Source organism: Mariniflexile sp. AS56, from assembly GCF_030552475.1.
Classification (GTDB): Bacteria; Bacteroidota; Bacteroidia; order Flavobacteriales; family Flavobacteriaceae; genus Mariniflexile.
Genome location: NZ_JAUPED010000001.1, coordinates 294272 through 313825, shown reverse-complemented (window position 1 = coordinate 313825; position 19554 = coordinate 294272). Strand labels below are relative to the sequence as shown.

Annotated in this window: 20 protein-coding genes and 1 tRNA gene; 10 read left to right on the top strand and 11 right to left on the bottom strand. The window is 35.4% G+C overall.

What is annotated here, in order from left to right; translation table 11 throughout:
- Positions 1 to 40: 40 nt before the first annotated feature.
- The 11 genes from Q5N74_RS01425 to Q5N74_RS01375 form a co-directional block, all read right to left on the bottom strand.
- Positions 41 to 733: a TIGR04283 family arsenosugar biosynthesis glycosyltransferase gene (locus Q5N74_RS01425; RefSeq protein ID WP_304386885.1), complete on the bottom strand. Its 693-nt coding sequence runs from the start codon at positions 731 to 733 to the stop codon at positions 41 to 43.
- Positions 734 to 780: 47 nt separating this feature from the next.
- The gene (locus Q5N74_RS01420) at positions 781 to 1482 is read right to left on the bottom strand and encodes a DUF547 domain-containing protein (RefSeq protein ID WP_304386884.1); all 702 of its coding nucleotides are present in this window, start codon (positions 1480 to 1482) and stop codon (positions 781 to 783) included.
- Positions 1482 to 2366 (bottom strand): sterol desaturase family protein, encoded by an 885-nt coding sequence (locus tag Q5N74_RS01415; protein WP_304387167.1) that lies wholly within the window; start codon positions 2364 to 2366, stop codon positions 1482 to 1484. The genes Q5N74_RS01420 and Q5N74_RS01415 overlap by 1 nt, the downstream gene beginning before the upstream one ends.
- A gap of 7 nt (positions 2367 to 2373) precedes the next feature.
- The gene (locus tag Q5N74_RS01410; protein ID WP_304386883.1) at positions 2374 to 3486 is read right to left on the bottom strand and encodes an inorganic phosphate transporter; all 1113 of its coding nucleotides are present in this window, start codon (positions 3484 to 3486) and stop codon (positions 2374 to 2376) included.
- A 115-nt stretch (positions 3487 to 3601) separates the two neighbouring features.
- On the bottom strand, positions 3602 to 4570 hold the full coding sequence (gene arsM / locus Q5N74_RS01405; RefSeq protein ID WP_304386882.1) for an arsenosugar biosynthesis arsenite methyltransferase ArsM: 969 nt from the start codon (positions 4568 to 4570) through the stop codon (positions 3602 to 3604).
- A 67-nt stretch (positions 4571 to 4637) separates the two neighbouring features.
- Positions 4638 to 5450: a purine-nucleoside phosphorylase gene (locus Q5N74_RS01400; RefSeq protein WP_304386880.1), complete on the bottom strand. Its 813-nt coding sequence runs from the start codon at positions 5448 to 5450 to the stop codon at positions 4638 to 4640.
- Complete coding sequence (locus Q5N74_RS01395; RefSeq protein ID WP_304386879.1) at positions 5443 to 6072, bottom strand: TIGR04282 family arsenosugar biosynthesis glycosyltransferase; 630 nt, start codon at positions 6070 to 6072, stop codon at positions 5443 to 5445. The genes Q5N74_RS01400 and Q5N74_RS01395 overlap by 8 nt, the downstream gene beginning before the upstream one ends.
- Positions 6065 to 6583: a rhodanese-like domain-containing protein gene (locus Q5N74_RS01390; protein WP_369686011.1), complete on the bottom strand. Its 519-nt coding sequence runs from the start codon at positions 6581 to 6583 to the stop codon at positions 6065 to 6067. The genes Q5N74_RS01395 and Q5N74_RS01390 overlap by 8 nt, the downstream gene beginning before the upstream one ends.
- Before the next feature lie 9 nt (positions 6584 to 6592).
- Entirely contained in the window at positions 6593 to 7645 is a 1053-nt protein-coding gene (arsS, locus tag Q5N74_RS01385; RefSeq protein WP_304386878.1) for an arsenosugar biosynthesis radical SAM (seleno)protein ArsS, read from the bottom strand.
- A gap of 80 nt (positions 7646 to 7725) precedes the next feature.
- Positions 7726 to 8061, bottom strand: a complete 336-nt coding sequence (locus tag Q5N74_RS01380; RefSeq protein ID WP_304386877.1) for an arsenosugar biosynthesis-associated peroxidase-like protein — start codon at positions 8059 to 8061, stop codon at positions 7726 to 7728.
- 132 nt (positions 8062 to 8193) lie between these two features.
- On the bottom strand, positions 8194 to 9336 hold the full coding sequence (locus tag Q5N74_RS01375; RefSeq protein WP_304386876.1) for an acyl-CoA dehydrogenase: 1143 nt from the start codon (positions 9334 to 9336) through the stop codon (positions 8194 to 8196).
- A gap of 94 nt (positions 9337 to 9430) precedes the next feature.
- On the opposite strand from Q5N74_RS01375, the gene Q5N74_RS01370 reads away from it, so the two are divergent.
- From Q5N74_RS01370 to Q5N74_RS01325, 10 genes are all read left to right on the top strand, one after another.
- Positions 9431 to 10495 carry an anhydro-N-acetylmuramic acid kinase gene (locus Q5N74_RS01370; protein ID WP_304386874.1) on the top strand — a complete coding sequence of 355 codons (1065 nt, stop codon included), beginning with the start codon at positions 9431 to 9433 and terminating at the stop codon, positions 10493 to 10495.
- A gap of 165 nt (positions 10496 to 10660) precedes the next feature.
- Positions 10661 to 11887 (top strand): Glu/Leu/Phe/Val dehydrogenase dimerization domain-containing protein, encoded by a 1227-nt coding sequence (locus Q5N74_RS01365; RefSeq protein WP_304386873.1) that lies wholly within the window; start codon positions 10661 to 10663, stop codon positions 11885 to 11887.
- 15 nt (positions 11888 to 11902) lie between these two features.
- Complete coding sequence (gene nhaD / locus Q5N74_RS01360; RefSeq protein WP_304386872.1) at positions 11903 to 13300, top strand: sodium:proton antiporter NhaD; 1398 nt, start codon at positions 11903 to 11905, stop codon at positions 13298 to 13300.
- A gap of 101 nt (positions 13301 to 13401) precedes the next feature.
- Positions 13402 to 14106, top strand: coding sequence for a MotA/TolQ/ExbB proton channel family protein (locus Q5N74_RS01355; protein WP_304386871.1), 705 nt, complete (start codon positions 13402 to 13404; stop codon positions 14104 to 14106).
- Position 14107: 1 nt separating this feature from the next.
- Positions 14108 to 14500, top strand: coding sequence for a biopolymer transporter ExbD (locus tag Q5N74_RS01350; protein ID WP_304386870.1), 393 nt, complete (start codon positions 14108 to 14110; stop codon positions 14498 to 14500).
- A 63-nt stretch (positions 14501 to 14563) separates the two neighbouring features.
- Entirely contained in the window at positions 14564 to 15412 is an 849-nt protein-coding gene (locus Q5N74_RS01345; protein WP_304386869.1) for an energy transducer TonB, read from the top strand.
- A 2-nt stretch (positions 15413 to 15414) separates the two neighbouring features.
- Positions 15415 to 16632 carry a folylpolyglutamate synthase/dihydrofolate synthase family protein gene (locus Q5N74_RS01340; protein WP_304386868.1) on the top strand — a complete coding sequence of 406 codons (1218 nt, stop codon included), beginning with the start codon at positions 15415 to 15417 and terminating at the stop codon, positions 16630 to 16632.
- A 62-nt stretch (positions 16633 to 16694) separates the two neighbouring features.
- Positions 16695 to 16772 (top strand) — tRNA-Val (locus Q5N74_RS01335).
- Positions 16773 to 16943: 171 nt separating this feature from the next.
- Positions 16944 to 17714: a response regulator transcription factor gene (locus Q5N74_RS01330; protein ID WP_304386867.1), complete on the top strand. Its 771-nt coding sequence runs from the start codon at positions 16944 to 16946 to the stop codon at positions 17712 to 17714.
- A gap of 684 nt (positions 17715 to 18398) precedes the next feature.
- Positions 18399 to 19553 carry a right-handed parallel beta-helix repeat-containing protein gene (locus tag Q5N74_RS01325; RefSeq protein ID WP_304386866.1) on the top strand — a complete coding sequence of 385 codons (1155 nt, stop codon included), beginning with the start codon at positions 18399 to 18401 and terminating at the stop codon, positions 19551 to 19553.
- Position 19554: the final 1 nt, after the last annotated feature.

The following is a 19554-nucleotide window of genomic DNA, read 5'->3' as shown; positions in this document are numbered from 1 at the left end:
ATGCTTAATGTAATTGTCTGAAATTACAAAAAAATAAATATTAAGCAATATGTTTTAGATAATAAATATAGAGTTCTTCGGCTGAAGCGCCAAACCACTTTTTTAAATAGATTATTCCGAAGTGAAATTGAAGTTTCAAAACCCCGTGTTTTTGGTATAAACGAGCTGAGGTTTTTAGCTTTTTATTAATAACAACAAACTGATTTCTTTCATACAAAGCATTAATAAGAATGTTGTCTTCGTAAATTATATAGCTTTCATTAAAACCGCCAATGTCTTGAAATAAATTTTTGGTTATAAATTGACTTTGGTCACCGCCACGACAAGCGCGCCAATTAAATTGTGTAAACCAACTGGCTATTTGTAGCCACCAATGGGAACTGGCAAATTGCATTCTAAAGCAACCAGCTTCATGACCTTTTTTAACTACTTTAAGGATGAGTTGGTCAAAATGTTTAGGCGGGAAAGAGTCGGCATGTAAAAAATAAAGAATGTTGCCTGTGGCGTATTTTGCGCCCAAATTCATTTGTTTGGCACGCCCTTTTTCAGAATTTAGGATGACGATATTTGAAAATTTGGATACGATGTCTGTAGATCCATCCGTACTGCCACCATCAACTATAATAATTTCTGAAATATTTTCTTTGGAAGAATTTTCTAAAATATGATGTAGCAGATTTTTAATAGTTTCTGCTTCATTTAGAATAGGTATAATGATAGATAATTGATCCATAAATTAGGTTGATGTTGGGCTAAGGTAAATTTAGCACAACATAAGGCTTAATTATTTAATGCCCAATCATAATCTTTATAACTTGTTTTCGCTTTCGCTGAAATTTGAACGCTTGTATATTGGTTTAAAAAATCGATGAGGTCGCCATTCTGTTTAAAATCTTTAGTAAACCACTGAAATATTTTAGATAATTCTAAACGGTTTTTCGTAATGACATTACGCTGTGGGTCTCCTAAAAAATCTTTAGTAGCTTTTGTAAGCTGAAGTTCTAAATTTTTAGAGGTAAACGCTTCGTTTAAAAGTTTCGGACACGAAACAGACGCGCAAACAATCGCGAAATGGATACGAGGTTCGTCCATTTTACGTAATATTTCATGTTCAATATCACTTAAATTGTACATGGTGTTGCCTAATTTCCAAAGACGTTGGTCCCAGGGGTCTTTAATGTCTTTAATACTTTTTATAGGGTAATTGCGTAAAATTAAATCGATGGTTAGTGCGTTATAGGCATTGATCCAATAGGCTAATGTTTCACCTCTTGAAAAAGACGCATTGGGCGTATTTTTGCTTAAATATGAAATATATGTTGTTAGCTCTTTCTGGTCTGCTTTAAACGTTTTGTAATTAACTTCTCCCGTGTTGGAAACATGTTTTTTCAAAAGAGTCGTCCATGATGAATGATCGCTGCCTTGAGCTTGAATTGAAACGCTTAGAATGGTGCAAAAAAGGATGCTTAGTAATTTTGTCATTATTTTTTATTAAGAGGGTAAAACTCCTGGTTTATAAAGTCTTTCGGGAATTGTTCGTCCCCATCAAAACCAAGTTCTATGTCTCTTCCGTTGTATGGTACATAGTTTGTTTTGAATAAGTAATCCCAAATACTTAATGTTAGTCCGTAATTAACACCAAACCTAACATGTTCAGGAAGTTCTTTTACATGGTGCCAAATATGCATTTTTGGATTATTGAAAATGTATTTTAAAATCCCATAATCCCAACCTAAATTCGCGTGGTTTAAATGCCCGATAATGATGCTGAAGAAGTAAACAATAGCGACATCTTGCGCATCGAAACCACCAATAATGGCAATGGGAATATATAATAGCGATTTGTAAACTACGGGCTCCATCCAGTGGTAGCGTAGGTGTGCTGCAAAGCCCATTTCTTTTACAGAATGATGCACCTTGTGGAAATTCCACAGAAACGGGATGCGATGCAATAAGCGATGGGTATTCCATTGAACAAAGTCGGATACTAAAAAGAAAACGAATAAACCCAACCATTTTGGCAGATTGTCAACATCAAAAAGTTGAAGACTTGAAACGGAAAGCCCTATTGTTTTTAAAGCATCGTTGAATAAGGCAGCAACCGTATTTGATAAGGCTATAAGTACAATTAAGTTTAATAGGAAGAAATTGAAAAACATATAGAAGGTGTCTAACCAAAAATCTTTCCTGAAAATAGATTGGTTTTTACGCCATGGGAATATAATTTCTAATAGCCAAACAACAAGTGAAATGACGATGAGGCCATAAAAAAAGTTGTCCCAATGGTTTATGGAAATTAACTCGTTTTTTAAATAATTCCAATAGCCAGCGTAGGCGTTTTTTATAATGTTGATGTACTTTTCGATGGTTGTTTTATATTAAAGTTTCTAACAGTTTGTAAATTAAGGCGCTTATAATGGCGGCCGTAGGTAAAGTAAGTACCCAAGATAATACTATTTTGCCTATCATTTTATAATCGGCTTTCTTAGTTACAGTTCCTATACCAAAAATCGAGCCTACCGATACATGAGTTGTTGAAACGGGTAACCCGTGAATACTTGCTGTTGTAACTAAAACTCCCGTTACTAGATTTGCGGTAAAGCCTTGTCCAGAATTCATGGGGGTTATTTTTTTACTCATATTAATGCCCACTTTTTTAGCATTCATTAAACCACCAATGGCCATGATAACAGCAATGAAAAGCATGCTCCAGTGTATTTCTATCACATTCAGAATAAGTAGTAATCCTGCTATTTTAGGGGTGTCATTTAATCCTCTAGCAAAACTAACCACCCCTGCACTTAAAAAGTGAAGCTTATCTAAAATTTGTTGGGAGGAAATACCCAGTAATGTGCCTTCGTAAGTTTTAATACATCCTTTTTTACAGGCAACTATTTCTAAACTGGAAGTCATTTCTAAAGTCATATTTGTGGATTTAACAGGAGAAGGAACTTGGTTCTCAACAACACACAAACAGCTTGATTTGGTAATACCCGACGATTTTCTGAAAAATCTAAAAATGATGTAAATGATATAACTAAATACAGCCGCCATTAATGGGCTTACAATTAGCGGGATAAGGAAGGTGTTTCCTAGTTTTTCAAAGTTGAATTGTGACCCTACAGCCATAACACCTGCCCCAAATAGCGCGCCAACTAGCCCGTGTGTGGTAGAAATTGGCATGCCTACCTTAGTGGCAATAAACACAGTTAATGCGGCACCAAATGCGATGGAAATGGCAAATATAGGCATGGTAAGTAACTCATCTGGAAGCAGTCCTTTTCCTGAGAAGTTTTTAACTAATTCGCCCGCTAAAAATATAGCGGTGATCGATCCTGCAAGTGTGGTTATTGTTGCCCAACTTATAGCTTTTTTGTAATTGCTAGTACCGCTGCCGAATAATGTGGCAACACCTTTAAAATTATCGTTGGCACCATTGCTATAGGCTAAAAAAAGGGCAGAAATAAAAAGCAAGAATAAAATCATGAAGTAGTTTTTAGATTTTATTTTTGACGCTTTTTACAGCGAGAACTTACTGGGTTTATAAATAAAAAGGCGCATTTATTTAAATGCGCCTTTTTATTAAAATGATAACAGGTAGTTAGCAACAGCCACCACCATCATAATGGTATGTAGATTCGCTAATAAAAATGTCGTCTCTGTTTAATGACGCTAAAGCACCTGCGGTTTTATCGCAAATAGCTAAAGGTTGATTTTTTAATAACACGTGTCCTAGTTTGTCATCAAAGTAGTCTTGTTCGCCATAATAAATAGCAGCTTTACCTGTAAATATACAAGGGCCATCACTAGGCATAGGGTCTTTGATTGCTGCGACTTCAATAGATTCAATATATATCAATTCGTCTGTTGGGTAATGTTTTGAATCTAGAATTCTGTATGGTTTTCTAGCTCTAATTTCGATGGTGCCAAAACCAGCATCGGTAAGTGCTTTTACATAGTCCGCAATAGGTAAACTTCCACTTAGACATAAAGCACGTAGGCGATCATCATTTCTAAGTTCTTCATTCATGTCCTGCTCGCAGGTAGGGTCGCTCATTACTAATTTACCGTGAGGTTTTAGTACGCGGTACATTTCGGCAATGGCTTGCTTTAAATCATCTGATTTAAAAATGTTAAAGAGGCAATTTTGGGCAGCAACATCGATACTGTTATCTTCCACAGGAAGATTCATGGCGTCTCCTTTTTTAAGGTCTACAAAATCACTTTTAAACCAATCGTTTTGTGCTTCAGCTTCTATAAAGTTTTTACGAGATGCTTCTAGCATTTCATCTACCACATCAATACCTATGACTCCTCCTTTTTGACGGTTGAAATAGGCGAATTGTAATAATTCCATACCACCACCAACACCAACATAGAGCATTTTTGGATTGTTGGTTAAATCGCGCGCATGTACGGTGCTACCGCAGCCATAATTCATTTCCTGCATGATACGCGGAATTTTTAATCCCGGTAATTCCCAAATAGGGTTGGTAGTACAGCATAAGCCAACATCTGGCGTTAGCGCTGCTTCTTTGTATACATTATGTGTGGTTTCTAAATAACTCATTTATTAGGTTTTTATACTTGTTAGCCAAGTTTTTGAAATTTTAATAGTTTTCGGATAGTCCCGATTACTATAATGTTTTTAATAATTCTTTAAATAGGGTAATCATATCTGGTTCTGCTTTTTCAGCCATGGCGATAATTTCAGAAATATCAACGGGCTTTAGATTGCTTGGGTCGCATTCATCTGTCAAAACTGACACGGCAGCTACATTTAATTTTAAATGGTTGGCTACAATTATTTCTGGAACGGTGCTCATGCCAACAGCATCGGCACCTAGAATTTTTAACATGCGGTATTCTGCACGGGTTTCCAATTGTGGTCCAACAACACTCGCATACACGCCTTCGTGCAAAGTGATGTTATGGGTTTTTGCGATGTTTTTGAATTTCGTATTGATTTCGGCGTTGTAAGGTACGCTCATATCTGCAAAGCGTTCTCCTAATTGTTCAACACCTTTAAATGCTAGGGGAGAACCGCCTTGAAGATTGATATGGTCATCAATAAGCATGAGTTCACCTTTTTTGTAATTTAAATTGATGGCTCCAGAAGCGTTGGAAACTAGTAGGGTTTTAATGCCTAGTTTTTCCATAATGCGAACAGGATAGGTAACATCTTGCAGTGAATACCCTTCGTATAGATGAAAGCGGCCTTGCATAACAATGACGTTTTTACCTTCTAAAATACCGTATATTAATTTACCTTTATGAAACTCGACCGTTGCCGTTGGAAAGTTTGGAATGTGGTTATAACTAACTTCCTTTAAAACTTCAATTTCGTTTATAAGTTGCCCAAGCCCTGTGCCTAATATAATACCAACTTCAGGGTTGTTAAAACCTTTGCTTTGTAAATAGCTTACTGTTTCTTCTATGTCTTTAATCATTTAATTGCTGTATTCTTAGTTTTAGTTTGTTGTTAGATGTGTAGAAATGGGATGCTTTTAAATCATCAAAAGTATCAATGTCATTTAAAGTGTCTAACAAAGTGAAAGATACATTATTTTGCTTTAATTCTGTGAGTGAAACTTCTAGCAAGTGTGGTTGACTCCATGGTTTATTTTGAAAAACGCATTCATGAAATTTTGAAAAACCAACAAGGTAATAGCCGCCATCTAAAGCGGGGCCAAAAACAACGTTATTACTGTTTAATGCTTGTAATCCAGTTTCAATATGATTGGAATTAATGTCTGGCAAGTCGGAACCTATTAAAACGATACGTTCATAACCCGCATCAAAACCTTTTTTGAAGGCGTTTTTCATGCGTTCGCCTAAATCGACTCCTTCTTGAACCGCTTTTTTACAGTGTTCCCATCCGTCTTCAACAATAGCTTCTGAAAAATAAATATGTGTATCTATAGGTAGGTTTTTAGTAGCCTTTTCGGTTACTTTTACTAATTCAGTATAAACCTCAAAAGCAGCTTGGTTGCCAATGGTTTTGGCTAAACGTGTTTTTACTTTGCCTAGTTTTATGTTTTTAACAAAAACGATAACGAGTTCTTTAGTCATAAATCTTTTCTCCTTTTAATAGCCATTTGCTCCACGCTTTAGAAAACGTATGCACTTTTTCGGTTTCTAGGTTATTTGAATCGTAAACAGATAATCCTTGATTTTTCCATTCGAATATACCACCATATAGGTTGAATACATTGGTATAGCCAGCGGCAAGTAGTTTTTCGGCAGTATCTTCAGACCGAATGCCTAAAGAGCAATATACAACAATAGTTTGCTGCTTATTTGGTAGCTGCTTGGTTGTTTGTTGGAGATCGAAATGATCATACCCAACAAATCGAGCGTTTTTGAGATGACTGGTGTCGTATTCTTTTTGTTCGCGTGAATCTAAAAGAATAAAATCGTCACTTTTGTTTACTAGCGTTTCAATACTTATATATGGAATGCTCTCTGTATTCTGTTGTTTAAGTAACTTAGAAAGGTCTTTTTGAGAAAAACCGATGCAAGACATCAGAAGTGTGACGGCAAGCGTTAGTTTTTTCATTTTATGTATAGAAATATTAGTCATGGTTGTTTTTTAAGCAACACTTCCTTGGCAACTACTTCCTGCGCCTGCGGTACAGCCGTAGCAGTGTTGTGAAATGACGATTGTTCTACCTTCTAATAAATCTTCGTTATAATCTGAAATATGTTTCACTTTACTGTTTACAGGAAGTTCAAGCATTTGGTTGAAGTCACAATCAAATAAATAACCATCCCAACTTATGGAAAGCGTATTGGTGCACATAACACTTGCTACTGCGGCTGGGTTGTAAGCCTCAACTAAAGAATACATATAATCTTCGTAATTTTCTGAAGCAATTAAATAATCCAAAAACCTGCTAATAGGTAAATTTGTGATGGCAAATAAATTATGGAATTCGATGTTGAATTCTCCTAGAAGCGCCTTTTTAAAATCTTTCTCTAGTGATTTTTGATTCCCAGGTAAAAAGGCTCCTGATGGATTGTAAACCAAATCTAAGCGCAAAGTACTATCTGGCATGCCATAGCCAACAGCATTAAGCATCTTTAAGGCTTCAATGGATGCGCTAAACACACCGTCTCCACGTTGTTTGTCTGTTTTTCCTTGAGTCCAATGCGGCATCGAACTTACAACGTGTACATTGTGTTTCTTGAAAAACTCTGGTAAATCGTTGTATTTTTTATTGGCAGTAATAATGGTTAAGTTAGAACGCACAATAAAATCTTTAATACCCGCTTTGGAAGCTTCTTCAACAAACCAACGGAAATTCGGGTTCATTTCTGGAGCACCTCCCGTTAAGTCTAAAGTATGAGCGCCTGTGTTTTTTATAACGTCTAGACATTGGGTCATGGTTTCGCGCGTCATAATTTCTTTACGGTCTGGACCTGCATCGACATGGCAATGGGAGCACACTTGGTTACACATGTAACCTACGTTAATTTGTAAAATTTCAAGTTTTTTAGCTTTAAGCGGAAATTGGCCAGTTTCAGATATTTTATCCTTAAAAGTTGGTAATTCTCCATTTTGGAAAATACCATTCGATAAAATTTCTAATTGCCTATTGCTTTGTGCTAATTCGCTTTCGCGTTTATGTAGGGATTTGATCATTTAAAATTTTTGAGTTTTAGAGCTTCAGTGTTTTTGTGAATATGATACTGTCTTCTTTTATCTTCAGTCTTTCAATTTAATTACATGTCTAACTTATTCACTTTATTCATCATTTGTACACCGTGTACCAATGTGGCGCCACCTCGAATGGCTGCAGCAACATGAAGGGCTTCCATCATTTCTTCTTTTGTAATACCACGTTTTAAACCGTCGCCAGTGTAAGCATCAATACAGTATGGGCATTGAACGGTGTGCGAAACGGCTAATGCAATTAAAGATTTTTCTCTTTCACTTAGAGCGCCTTCTTCAAAAACCTTTCCGTAATATTCGAAAAATTTAGCACCTAGTTCTTCATTCCATTCCGATATTTTTCCAAACTTCTTTAAGTCGGCGGGGTCATAATATGTTTTTTGCATAAAGTGTTTTTTTTCTAAAGATAAAAATCTATTAGTTTTAAGTCGGAGGGTTTTGAAATACTTAACAAAAAAAAGTTCATTATTTATAAAACTAAATAATGAACTTTAAAGTTAAATAATCTTAGGTGTCTACTATTGTTTTATGAGGCTTCTAGAAATTACTATTTTTTGTATTTCAGAAGTGCCTTCGTAAATCTGTGTAATTTTTGCATCACGCATTAATCTTTCAACATGGTAATCTTTTACAAAACCATTTCCACCATGTATTTGTACGGCTTCAACGGAATGTTCCATAGCTACTTTCGATGCGTATAGTTTTGCCACAGCACTCGATACGTCGTAATTATTACCTTGGTCTTTGTCCCAGGCTGCTTTCATTACTAAATGGCGTGCCGCTTCAATTTCGGTATACATATCGGCTAATTTAAAAGCGATGGCTTGGTGGTTGCAAATTTCGGTTCCAAAAGCTTTGCGTTCTTTAGAGTATTTTAGAGCCAATTCGAAGGCGCCAGAAGCAATACCTAGGGCTTGTGAAGCAATACCAATACGACCGCCAGAGAGTGTTTTCATGGCGAATCTAAATCCAGAGCCATCGGCACCAATTCTATTTTCTCTAGGAACTTTTACGTCGTTAAATTGTAATGTATGGGTGTCGCTTCCGCGAATACCTAATTTATTTTCTTTGGGTCCAATATGAAAACCTTCCATGCCTTTTTCAACAATAAAAGCATTGATGCCGTGAGACCCTTTGTCTCTATCGGTTTGTGCAATTACTAAATAAACATCAGACCGTCCGCCATTAGTAATCCAGTTTTTTGTGCCATTTAATAAGTAATGGTCACCTTTATCTATTGCTGAGGTTTTTTGAGATGTCGCATCACTACCAGCTTCTGGTTCGCTTAGGCAGAAGGCTCCAACAAATTCACCTGTAGCTAATTTTGTTAAATATTTTTGTTTTTGTGCTTCAGAACCAAAAGATTCAAGGCCATAACAAACCAATGAATTGTTAACCGATACAATAACAGAGGCTGATGCATCAATTTTCGATAATTCTTCCATAATTAAAATATACGATATTGCATCCATACCGCTACCGCCGTATTTTGGATCTACCATAATGCCTAAAAAACCTAAGTCGCCCATTTTCTTTACGAGTTCTTTAGGAAAGTGCTGAGCTTCATCACGTTCAATAACACCTGGTAATAATTCAGTTTGAGCAAAATCGCGAGCGGCATCGCGTATCATAATGTGTTCTTCGGAAAGATTAAAATTCATAATTCTCAGTTAAGATAATGATTCGTTATAAAATATTTACAAATATAGCTTTTTAGTGTTAATTATTCAATGAGGATTGTTATTTTTGTTGAGTATGATAAAAAACGAGTATAAGGTTGTTGGTGTCATGTCTGGCACATCGCTAGACGGGATAGATTTTGTTTACGCATCCTTTCAATTTGATGGTACTTGGCATTTTGAAATAATTCATTCTGAAACCATTTCGTATAGTTCGCAATGGGTGGAAAACTTAAGGAGTCTCGTTTCTTTTTCTATGGAAGAGTTAAAAGAAATGGATAATAATTACACCAATTATTTATCATTACGAATTAATGAGTTTATAAACAAATTCAAGATTGAAGATGTTGATGCCGTTTGTTCGCATGGCCATACTGCATTGCACCAGCCAGATAAAGGGCTTACTTACCAAATAGGCAATATGTCGCATTTAGCCGTATTGTTAGAACAGTTGGTGGTCTGTAATTTTAGAGTTCAGGATGTCTCCTTAGGTGGTCAAGGTGCGCCTTTAGTGCCTATTGGTGATAAATTATTATTTTCTGAATATGATTTCTGTTTGAATCTAGGTGGCTTTGCTAATATTTCTATGGATATGCAACGAGATCGAATTGCTTATGATGTGTGTCCGGTAAATATTGTTTTGAATCGCTATGTGAAAGAATTGGGGCTCGATTATGATGATGGTGGTAAGATTGCGTCAACAGGAGCTATTAACAACGAGTTGCTTGAAAAATTAAATAGCTTAGAGTTTTATGAGGCCAATTACCCTAAATCTTTAGGTTTGGAATGGGTAGATAAAAATATTTTCCCGCTAATTGATTCCTATCAATTAGAAATAAAAGACATTTTAAAAACATTTGTAGAACATGTTGCTATTCAGTTAGCTTCAAAAATTAACGAGAAGCACAAGGTTTCTGTTTTAATTACTGGCGGTGGTGTTTATAACGCTTATTTAATGGAGCGCCTAGAAAAATATTCGAATAATAAAATCATCATACCTTCAAAAGACATCATAGAATTTAAAGAAGCCTTAATTTTTGGGTTCCTGGGCGTGTTAAAATTGCGTAATGAAGTTAATTGCTTAAAAAGTGTTACAGGTGCTAGTGCAGATCATAGTTCTGGTGTGGTTTTTCTTTCATAAAAAATAATATAAAATTAACCTTGGCGGATTTTAGTTTTTTATATTTGTTAAATTAATAATGTAACATCTTTCTTGAAATGACTCAACTTTAGCTACCCTCAAAGAAATTCTATACCTAAACAGTGAAATTTAAAGCTAAAAATGAATCAATCTAAATAATTAGAAATGAAAGAATTATTAAAAAAGTACGAAAATAAATCTCCAGAAATAATCTTTAATTGGAAAGACCCTGAAACCGAAGCAGAAGGTTGGGTGGTTATAAATTCTCTGCGCGGTGGTGCAGCTGGAGGAGGAACTAGAATGCGTAAGGGCTTGGATATGAACGAAGTGCTGTCGTTAGCAAAAACGATGGAAATTAAATTTACAGTATCTGGTCCTGCCATTGGTGGTGCTAAATCTGGAATTAACTTCGACCCAAAAGACCCGCGTAAAAAAGGAGTTTTAGAGCGTTGGTATAAAGTAGTGGCGCCCTTATTAAAAAGATATTATGGTACGGGTGGCGATTTAAATGTAGATGAAATTCATGAAGTAATCCCAATAACAGAAGAAAGTGGTGTTTGGCACCCGCAAGAAGGTGTTTTTAATGGGCATTTTAAACCCACGGAAGCTGATAAAATTAACCGCATTGGGCAGTTAAGACAAGGGGTTATTAAAGTAATTGAAAACCCTATATATTCACCAAGTGTAGCCAGAAAATATACGGTTGCAGATATGATTACGGGTTTTGGTGTCGCTGTTGCTGTTAAACAGTATTATGCGATTCACGGAGGTTCTATAGAAGGGAAACGTGCTGTAATTCAAGGCTTTGGTAATGTAGGGGCTGCGGCTGCATTTTATTTGTCCCAAATGGGTGCAAAAGTGGTTGGAATTATCGATATTGCAGGCGGTTTAATTAATGAGGAAGGCTTTACTTTTGAAGAGATTACGAACTTGTTTTTAGCTAAAACTGGAAATACTTTAGTTGGTGATAATTTAATTCCTTTTGAAGAGATTAATGATAAAATTTGGTCAATTAAAACCGAGATATTCGCACCTTGTGCAGCGTCACGCTTAATCACTACGCATCAAATAGATGAAATGATTGATAGTGGTTTAGAGGTGATTTCTTGTGGTGCTAATGTGCCTTTTGCCGATAAAGAAATTTTCTTTGGACCCATCATGGAACATACTGATAACCGCGTGAGTTTAATACCAGACTTTATTTCAAACTGTGGCATGGCGCGTGTGTTTGCCTATTTTATGGAACGCCGTGTACAAATGACTGATGAGGCCATATTTAATGACACATCAAACAAAATTGGAGAAGCAATAGAAAACGTATATAGTAAAAATCAATCTAAAACCGGCATTAGTGCAACAGCTTTTGAGATAGCATTAAGCCAACTTATATAATTTATTAAATTTTTTATGGAAGCAGCAATTATTTTAGTATTTGTAATCGGTTATTTAGCAATCACGCTAGAACATAACCTAAAGGTGGATAAACTAATCCCGGCATTAGTTATGATGGCTATCTGTTGGGCATTAATATCCTTAGGTTTGGAAAGTTTTCCAAATTGGTTTGATTCGGCTAACCATTCACTCGTAGAAGGTTTTGCTGGTTTTGCACCAGAGGAAAAACTTCATTTAATGGAAGAAACCTTATTGCACCATCTAGGAAAAACTGCCGAAATATTAGTATTCTTATTAGGTGCAATGACAATTGTTGAAATTATTGATTATTTCGATGGGTTTGCTACTATTAAGAGTTTCATAAAAACTAAAAAGAAAGTAAAAATATTATGGCTTTTTGGCTTTTTAGCATTCGTTTTATCTGCTATTATTGATAACCTTACTGCTACCATCGTACTTATTTCAATTCTTCAAAAAATTGTAAAAGATAGAGAAGTACGTATTTGGTTTGCTGGTTTAATTATCATTTCGGCCAACGCTGGAGGTGCTTGGTCTCCTATTGGAGATGTTACAACCACCATGCTTTGGATAGGTAAAAAAGTATCTACAGGTCATTTAATGGGCTATTTATTATTACCGTCATTCTTATGTATGGCTGTACCAACGTTTATAGCATCTTTTCTACCTGCCTTTAAGGGTGATTTAGAAATTGAAGAGGAAGAAGTAGGACAAAAGAAATCGAAATTTGGTAGCACGATGTTGTATTTAGGGTTAGGTGCTATTGTATTTGTGCCTATTTTTAAAATGGTAACACATTTACCTCCTTATGTAGGTATGATGTTGTCTTTAGGTGTTGTGGCTGTTTTTGCAGAAATGTACAGCTCATCTAAATTTAGTTTAAGCGATTTTAACGATGCCGCTGAAAGTGATGCGCATGCACATCACAGTCCAGTACATAGCTCTTTATCAAAAATTGAATTACCTAGTATTTTATTCTTCTTAGGTATCTTAATGGCAGTTGCAGCTTTAGAATCTTTAGGTATTTTGTTTCAATTTGCTGATTCTTTAAAAGAAGGTATGCCAATGCTTGGTACGGAATTACACCACTCAGGAGTGTCTGATTTAGTGATGTTATTATTAGGAGTAGGTTCTGCAGTTATTGATAACGTGCCATTAGTAGCCGCAAGTTTAGGGATGTTCTCTGAACCAATGGATAATGAACTTTGGCATTTCGTAGCTTTTTCTGCAGGAACAGGAGGTAGTATGTTAATTATCGGATCTGCCGCTGGTGTTGTTGCAATGGGAATGGAGAAAATTGACTTTTTCTGGTATTTGAAAAAGATTTCATGGCTTGCTGCAATTGGGTTCTTAGTAGGTTCAGCAGCATTTATGGTAACTAGAACTTGGTTCTAAAAAGCTTTTCATTCTTAAATTAAAAAGAATTAAAGCAAAAAGTATTTTTATATACTTAAACACAAAAAGAACCGTTATACTGTTCAAGAAATATATTTTTTATGTTAAACATATTATTACAAAATACACAAGAGACTGCAGAGGTGCTTACTGATGTGGAGCAGCCTGTTGAAAAAACACTTTCCATTATAGAGCTAATTAGTAGTGGTGGTGTTGCAGGGCAATTAATTATTGCGTTGCTTTTTTTAATGCTTGTAGGTGCTATTTATATTTATTTTGAGCGCTTGTTTGCTATTAAAGCAGCCTCTAAAATGGATGCGAATTTTATGAATCAAATAAAAGACCATGTGTCTCATGGAAAAATTGATTCAGCTCAAATACTTTGTGCTCAAGTAAACTCACCGGTGTCTCGATTAATAGGGAAAGGGATTTCAAGAATTGGAAAACCTTTGGCAGATATTAATACAGCTATTGAAAACGCAGGCCGCTTAGAAGTTTACGGTTTAGAGAAAAATGTAAGTATGTTAGCAACTATTTCTGGTGCAGGACCCATGATTGGGTTTCTTGGTACCGTAATAGGAATGATATTGGCCATATTTGAACTTGCAAATGCAGGTGGAACTATTCAAATGGATGTTTTGGCTAGTGGTCTTTATACGGCTATGACAACTACTGTTGCGGGGTTAATTGTTGGTATTGTTGCTTTTATGGCATATAACCATTTGGTTGTAAAAACCGATAAAGTAGTGTATCAAATGGAAGCTAATTCATTAGAGTTTCTTGACCATTTAAACGAACCATCATAGTATGAATATTAGAGGGAGAAATAAAGTTTCACCAGAATTCAATATGTCATCCATGACAGATATTGTGTTTTTGCTGCTAATATTTTTTATGATTGCTTCTACTTTAGTTTCTACAAATGCTATTGATATTTTATTGCCAAAAGCAAGTGGGAAAACAGAGAATAAGAAATCTATAGCGGTGAGCATAAAGGCAGATTTAACCTATTATATAGATCAAAAGCGTATTGGCGAAAGTGTGTTGGAAAACGAATTATTGGCAGTATTAGCTTCAGAAGAAAATCCAACCATCGTTTTAAGGGCTGAAAAATCAGTCCCTGTTGAAAATGTAGTAAAGGTTATGGATATCGCAAACAGGAATAAATTCAAAGTTATTTTAGCTGTAAAACCTAATTAATTCGCTTTCGCGGAAAACGGCACGATTTTAGTTCGTCTCAATCAAAGAAATCATGAATACAAAATGAAGTATTTCGAAACCAAACATGAGAGAGATTCAGCGAAATTAACAACATTAATTTCTGTTATCATATTATTGTTGTTGTTTGTTGTTGGGGCGCCGTATATGGACCCGCCAGAAGAATACGGTGTTGCCGTGAATTTTGGTACAACCGATTTTGGTTCTGGAACCGTACAACCGCTCAAACCTATAAAATCGGAACCCGTAAACATCAATAAACCTGCAGAAGTGGAACCTGTTAAATCGGAGCCTACTAAAGCAGCCGAAACTAAAGAAGAAGTTTTAACTGCTGATAATTCTGAGGAAATCGCCATAAAGAAACAAAAAGAAGCAGAAACCAAAGCAAAAGCTATTGCCGATGCTAAAGCGAAAGCCGAAGCTGAAAGGGTTGCTAAAGAAAAACGTGAACTAGAAGAGAAAAAACGAAAGTTAGATGCTTTAATAGGTGGCGTTAGTAAATCGGAAGGTACTGCTACAGGTGGTGAAGGTGATGATAATAAAGCAGGTGATAAGGGCCAATTAGATGGTGATCCTTATGCGCCAAGTTATTTTGGTTCTGGTGGTTCTGGAAGTGGTGGTGTAGGTTACGGATTAAACGGAAGAGGAGCAGCTTCATACCAAACGCTTAAACAAGATTGTAACGAATCTGGAATGGTGATTGTTAGAATTGTTGTAAATAAGAACGGTAATGTTATTGAAGCAAGTCCAGGTGAAAAGGGCACTACAAATACGTCCGCTTGTTTGTTAGAGCCAGCAAAAAAAATAGCCTTATCTCATAAATGGCGTGCAGACCCTAATGCGCCTACAAAGCAAATAGGTTTTGTGAAAGTAAACTTCAAATTAGGTCAATAAACATGACATATCAAGATACATTAGATTGGATGTTTTCTCAACTGCCAATGTATCAAAGGCAGGGGCAGTCTGCATTTAGAAAAGATTTATCAAATACTATAAAGTTAATTGAGCACTTAAAGCATCCTCATAAAAATTTCAAGACTATTCATGTCGCTGGAACCAATGGAAAAGGATCTACAAGCCATATGCTGGCTTCTATTTTGCAAGAAGCGGGCTATAAGGTGGGCTTATATACCTCGCCGCATTTAAAAGACTTTAGGGAACGTATTAAAATTAATGGGCAAGTTGTAAGTGAGCAATTTGTTACGGGCTTTATAGAACAGCATAAGTCATTTTTTGAGGCGAATTCACTGTCGTTTTTTGAAATGACCGTAGGTATGGCTTTTGAGTATTTCGCAAAAGAGCAGGTTGATATTGCTGTGATTGAAGTAGGTCTAGGAGGTAGGTTGGATTCTACGAATGTGATTACTCCTGAGGTGTCTGTAATTACTAACATAGGTTTAGACCATACACAGTTTCTTGGAACCACGCTAGAAGCTATTGCTTTTGAAAAGGGAGGTGTTATAAAACCGAATGTTCCTGTGGTTATAGGGGAGACTCAAGAAGAAACGACACCTGTGTTTGTGAAATTGGCTGAGACTAACAATTCAAAAATAATTTTTGCAGATCAAGAAGCGACTGAAACGTATATATCAGACTTAACGGGTATTTATCAAGCAAAGAATATAGTAACGGTTGTTCATGCTGTAAAAGAACTTCAACAGAAAGGTTTTAATATAACAGATCAAAACATAAAAGAAGGTTTGTTACAAGTGGTGAAAAATACGGGTTTAATGGGGCGTTGGCAAACTTTACAAACCAATCCGAAAGTAGTTTGCGATACAGGCCACAATAGAGATGGATTAAATTATGTAATGAAACAACTATCAAATGAAACTTTTGATGCTTTACATATCGTTTTTGGAGTGGTAAATGACAAGGATATTTCATCGATTATAGATTTATTACCCCAAAAAGCGACTTATTATTTCTGTAAACCAGAAATTCCTCGAGGTTTAGATGCTAATGAGCTAAAAAATATTTTTAGTGCACATAATTTAAAGGGTGAAGCATATAATTCTGTGAATGAGGCATATAAATCGGCTTTAGGAGCCGCTTTTTCGACCGATTTTATTTTTATTGGGGGCAGTACTTTTGTTGTTGCAGAAATAATTTAAAATTTTATTAAAAAAGTTTTTGCAGATTCAAAATCTAGCTTATATTTGCACACCGATAACAAGGGCAATTAGCTCAGTTGGTTCAGAGCATCTCGTTTACACCGAGAGGGTCGGGGGTTCGAATCCCTCATTGCCCACCAAAAAAAATCCTAAAGTTTTATACTTTAGGATTTTTTGTTTTATATCATTTTCTTGTTTTAAGACAGGTTTCTTCATTGTAGTTTGTGTGTTTTTTTATAAAGTAGTATCTTAACATCATTACAATACTTTTACATTAATAGTTGACCTATTGTAGGTTTTATTTTTGAGATATGGATATTAGTGAAATAAAGGGTCTCTACAAGGAAGTCTTTAAATCGTATGCGCATCCTTCACTTGAAGAACATGTTCAGAAGATTATTGAACTGGATGCTTATTTGCCTTATAGTTCCACCTTTTTCTGCATTACCAATACCAGAGATTTAACTTTTGAATATGTTAGTAAAAACATGGGCTCCTGCTTAGGTTTAGATAAAAATTTATTCGAAACACAGGGTATGCGCTATTTTTGGAGTAGAATGCATCCTAAAGATATAGAAATTTGGATTGGTGCATTAAACGATTTAATGATTTTTACTTTAAATGAAATTTCGGTGGAAGATAGAAGTAAAATGAGCTATACCTGGAACTACCGTGTAAAGGATTCTAAAGGCGTTTATGTGAATATTATACAAAACACAACTCCTATAGAGTTTGATGCCGATAATAAACCTATTATAGGGTTAGCGCATTATACGGTGCTTGATAGTCGGGTGAAAATGGAAATATGTGCCTCGGCAAAGCTTTTGAACGAGAATAATGAATATGAGACCAAGTATTTTAATAATTTCTCTCAAAAGCTACTGTCCGATCTTATAAGTAATAGAGAGCGTGATGTGATACGGCTTTTAATTTTAAGCCACTCAAGTAAATCAATCGCTCAAAAACTCAATATTAGTCCGAATACAGTCGATACCCATCGGCGTAATATTCTTAAAAAATTCAATATTTCTTCAACAGGTGAGCTTATAGGTATTCTTAAAATGAATAGTAGCATCATCTAGATTGGTACTTTTAAGAATTAAAATGTAATATAAAACCTTCTGCATGTAAATAAAAGCTGTAAATACTCAAATTGAGTATTGGTAATTACTTGTATAATCTCGATATTTGTTTTGCTATTAATTAGTTCTTAGGGAGAATTAGAAAAGAGTATCTATTTGTTGTATTTGATATAACAATTTAGGTGCTTTTTTTGCTTGGTAGTGAAAGTGAATTTTTGCAGCGAACAGTTCTTTAGTATGCTTTAGGGCTGTTGCGTAAGTGTGATAAATTGAATTCAGCTGAATTATAGGAAACTATTGTTTGGAGTGTTTGTTTTGTCTTTGTAACTCATAATGAGTGCTTTATATGGTTGTTTTTTCGGCGAAACACACATATATACGATTTCAAGTAAGGTTCTTTCGTTCCTTTTTTTGTAATTTTACAAGGCATGCTATTAACCAAGAAAACCAATAGATATGAAAAAACTTTTTTAATTAACTCTCTTTACTACTCTCCTTAATTTAGTCTCCCACTTGGTTATAACGAATCATTTTTATAACTTAAAAGTATAGCGCAATTTTTTAAGCAATGTCACATTGTTTAACCATCCAAAACTACTTATAGAAACAATATTAAATTGTATCTAAAAGCCAAACCTATGTCTTGTTTTAATCAAATTAATTAACCAATTAAAACGTATTATTATGAAAACAAGTACATTATTTTTAAAAAACATGCTATGCTTTGTTATAGGAATCATGACCTTAAGCCTAAGCGCACAAACTATTATAAATATAGATAACAACCCCGGTTCTACAACCACACATCAAACGTTGCAAGATGCTTTAGATGATATAACAACAAACAATATTACTGACGCTGTTATTTATGTACAACCTTCGGGCAGTACTTATGGCAACGGTGTTATAGATACCCCAGTTACCATTGTAGGCCGCTCGCATTCCGAGCCTGGTAAAAAATCTATTGTTAGCAGGATAAACCCACGCGCCTCTAACATTACGTTAAAAGGCTTAGAAATTAGTTCATGTTATCCAACTGGCACCGGACCAACAGCCCCTCCTTACAGTGGGTTAAATATTTTTGAATGTGAAATAAATAGCACCTTTTATTTAGGCACCAGTAGTAGCCAAGCTGCCGCAACGTATATTGATGGTGTTTTTGTTAGGGGCTGTGTTATTCAGTCTACACTCACTATTTATGGAGATACTAATGATGTTTTAATTTCTAACAATATTTTTGCAGGTAATAATCCTATAAATACTTATAATGCAGCAACAACCGTGGTTACAAACAATGTTTTTAAATATTGGTCTTCCCAAATAATCTTTTATAATTATGCTCCTAGCAGCACTCTATTACTGTTTAATAATATGTTTATTTTTAATTATGGTGCTGACGCTAATATTTTATTTCCTCAAGGAGATTTTAATTTAACTAATAACCTTACCTATAACTATTCTGTAAGTGGTGATGTTAATATTTCTACCTCCAGTGGTGGCTCATATCTTGATTCCTTTACCCTTGCCAATACAGACCCTCTATTTAAGAATGTCGATCCTGCTGTAAGCCAAAGTTTTGCTGATAACAGTAGTTATTACCCTTACGCTCGTTTAGAAGATGATTTAACACTACAAGCTACTGCAAATGGAGACCCTCTAGATTCTCCAGCACTTACTGGCGGTGGTGGCGGTTCAGAAATTGGACTATATAATAATGGCTTTAACTTCAATGTTTTAGGTAACCCCCAAGGCGTACCCACCCTTGATGTTATAAGTTATGATGGCGCTGTAGAAATAGGCGGTAATATTAATGTAACTATTAAAGCTAAAGCGCATTAAT

Bases quoted from the DNA above. Each gene is read 5' to 3' on its own strand.
- Q5N74_RS01425 (WP_304386885.1), bottom strand. From the start codon at position 733: ATGGATCAATTATCTATCATTATACCTATTCTAAATGAAGCAGAAACT.
- Q5N74_RS01420 (WP_304386884.1), bottom strand. From the start codon at position 1,482: ATGACAAAATTACTAAGCATCCTTTTTTGCACCATTCTAAGCGTTTCA.
- Q5N74_RS01410 (WP_304386883.1), bottom strand. From the start codon at position 3,486: ATGATTTTATTCTTGCTTTTTATTTCTGCCCTTTTTTTAGCCTATAGC.
- arsM (WP_304386882.1), bottom strand. From the start codon at position 4,570: ATGAGTTATTTAGAAACCACACATAATGTATACAAAGAAGCAGCGCTA.
- Q5N74_RS01400 (WP_304386880.1), bottom strand. From the start codon at position 5,450: ATGATTAAAGACATAGAAGAAACAGTAAGCTATTTACAAAGCAAAGGT.
- Q5N74_RS01395 (WP_304386879.1), bottom strand. From the start codon at position 6,072: ATGACTAAAGAACTCGTTATCGTTTTTGTTAAAAACATAAAACTAGGC.
- Q5N74_RS01390 (WP_369686011.1), bottom strand. From the start codon at position 6,583: ATGACTAATATTTCTATACATAAAATGAAAAAACTAACGCTTGCCGTC.
- arsS (WP_304386878.1), bottom strand. From the start codon at position 7,645: ATGATCAAATCCCTACATAAACGCGAAAGCGAATTAGCACAAAGCAAT.
- Q5N74_RS01380 (WP_304386877.1), bottom strand. From the start codon at position 8,061: ATGCAAAAAACATATTATGACCCCGCCGACTTAAAGAAGTTTGGAAAA.
- Q5N74_RS01375 (WP_304386876.1), bottom strand. From the start codon at position 9,336: ATGAATTTTAATCTTTCCGAAGAACACATTATGATACGCGATGCCGCT.
- Q5N74_RS01370 (WP_304386874.1), top strand. From the start codon at position 9,431: ATGATAAAAAACGAGTATAAGGTTGTTGGTGTCATGTCTGGCACATCG.
- Q5N74_RS01365 (WP_304386873.1), top strand. From the start codon at position 10,661: ATGAAAGAATTATTAAAAAAGTACGAAAATAAATCTCCAGAAATAATC.
- nhaD (WP_304386872.1), top strand. From the start codon at position 11,903: ATGGAAGCAGCAATTATTTTAGTATTTGTAATCGGTTATTTAGCAATC.
- Q5N74_RS01355 (WP_304386871.1), top strand. From the start codon at position 13,402: ATGTTAAACATATTATTACAAAATACACAAGAGACTGCAGAGGTGCTT.
- Q5N74_RS01350 (WP_304386870.1), top strand. From the start codon at position 14,108: ATGAATATTAGAGGGAGAAATAAAGTTTCACCAGAATTCAATATGTCA.
- Q5N74_RS01345 (WP_304386869.1), top strand. From the start codon at position 14,564: ATGAAGTATTTCGAAACCAAACATGAGAGAGATTCAGCGAAATTAACA.
- Q5N74_RS01340 (WP_304386868.1), top strand. From the start codon at position 15,415: ATGACATATCAAGATACATTAGATTGGATGTTTTCTCAACTGCCAATG.
- Q5N74_RS01330 (WP_304386867.1), top strand. From the start codon at position 16,944: ATGGATATTAGTGAAATAAAGGGTCTCTACAAGGAAGTCTTTAAATCG.
- Q5N74_RS01325 (WP_304386866.1), top strand. From the start codon at position 18,399: ATGAAAACAAGTACATTATTTTTAAAAAACATGCTATGCTTTGTTATA.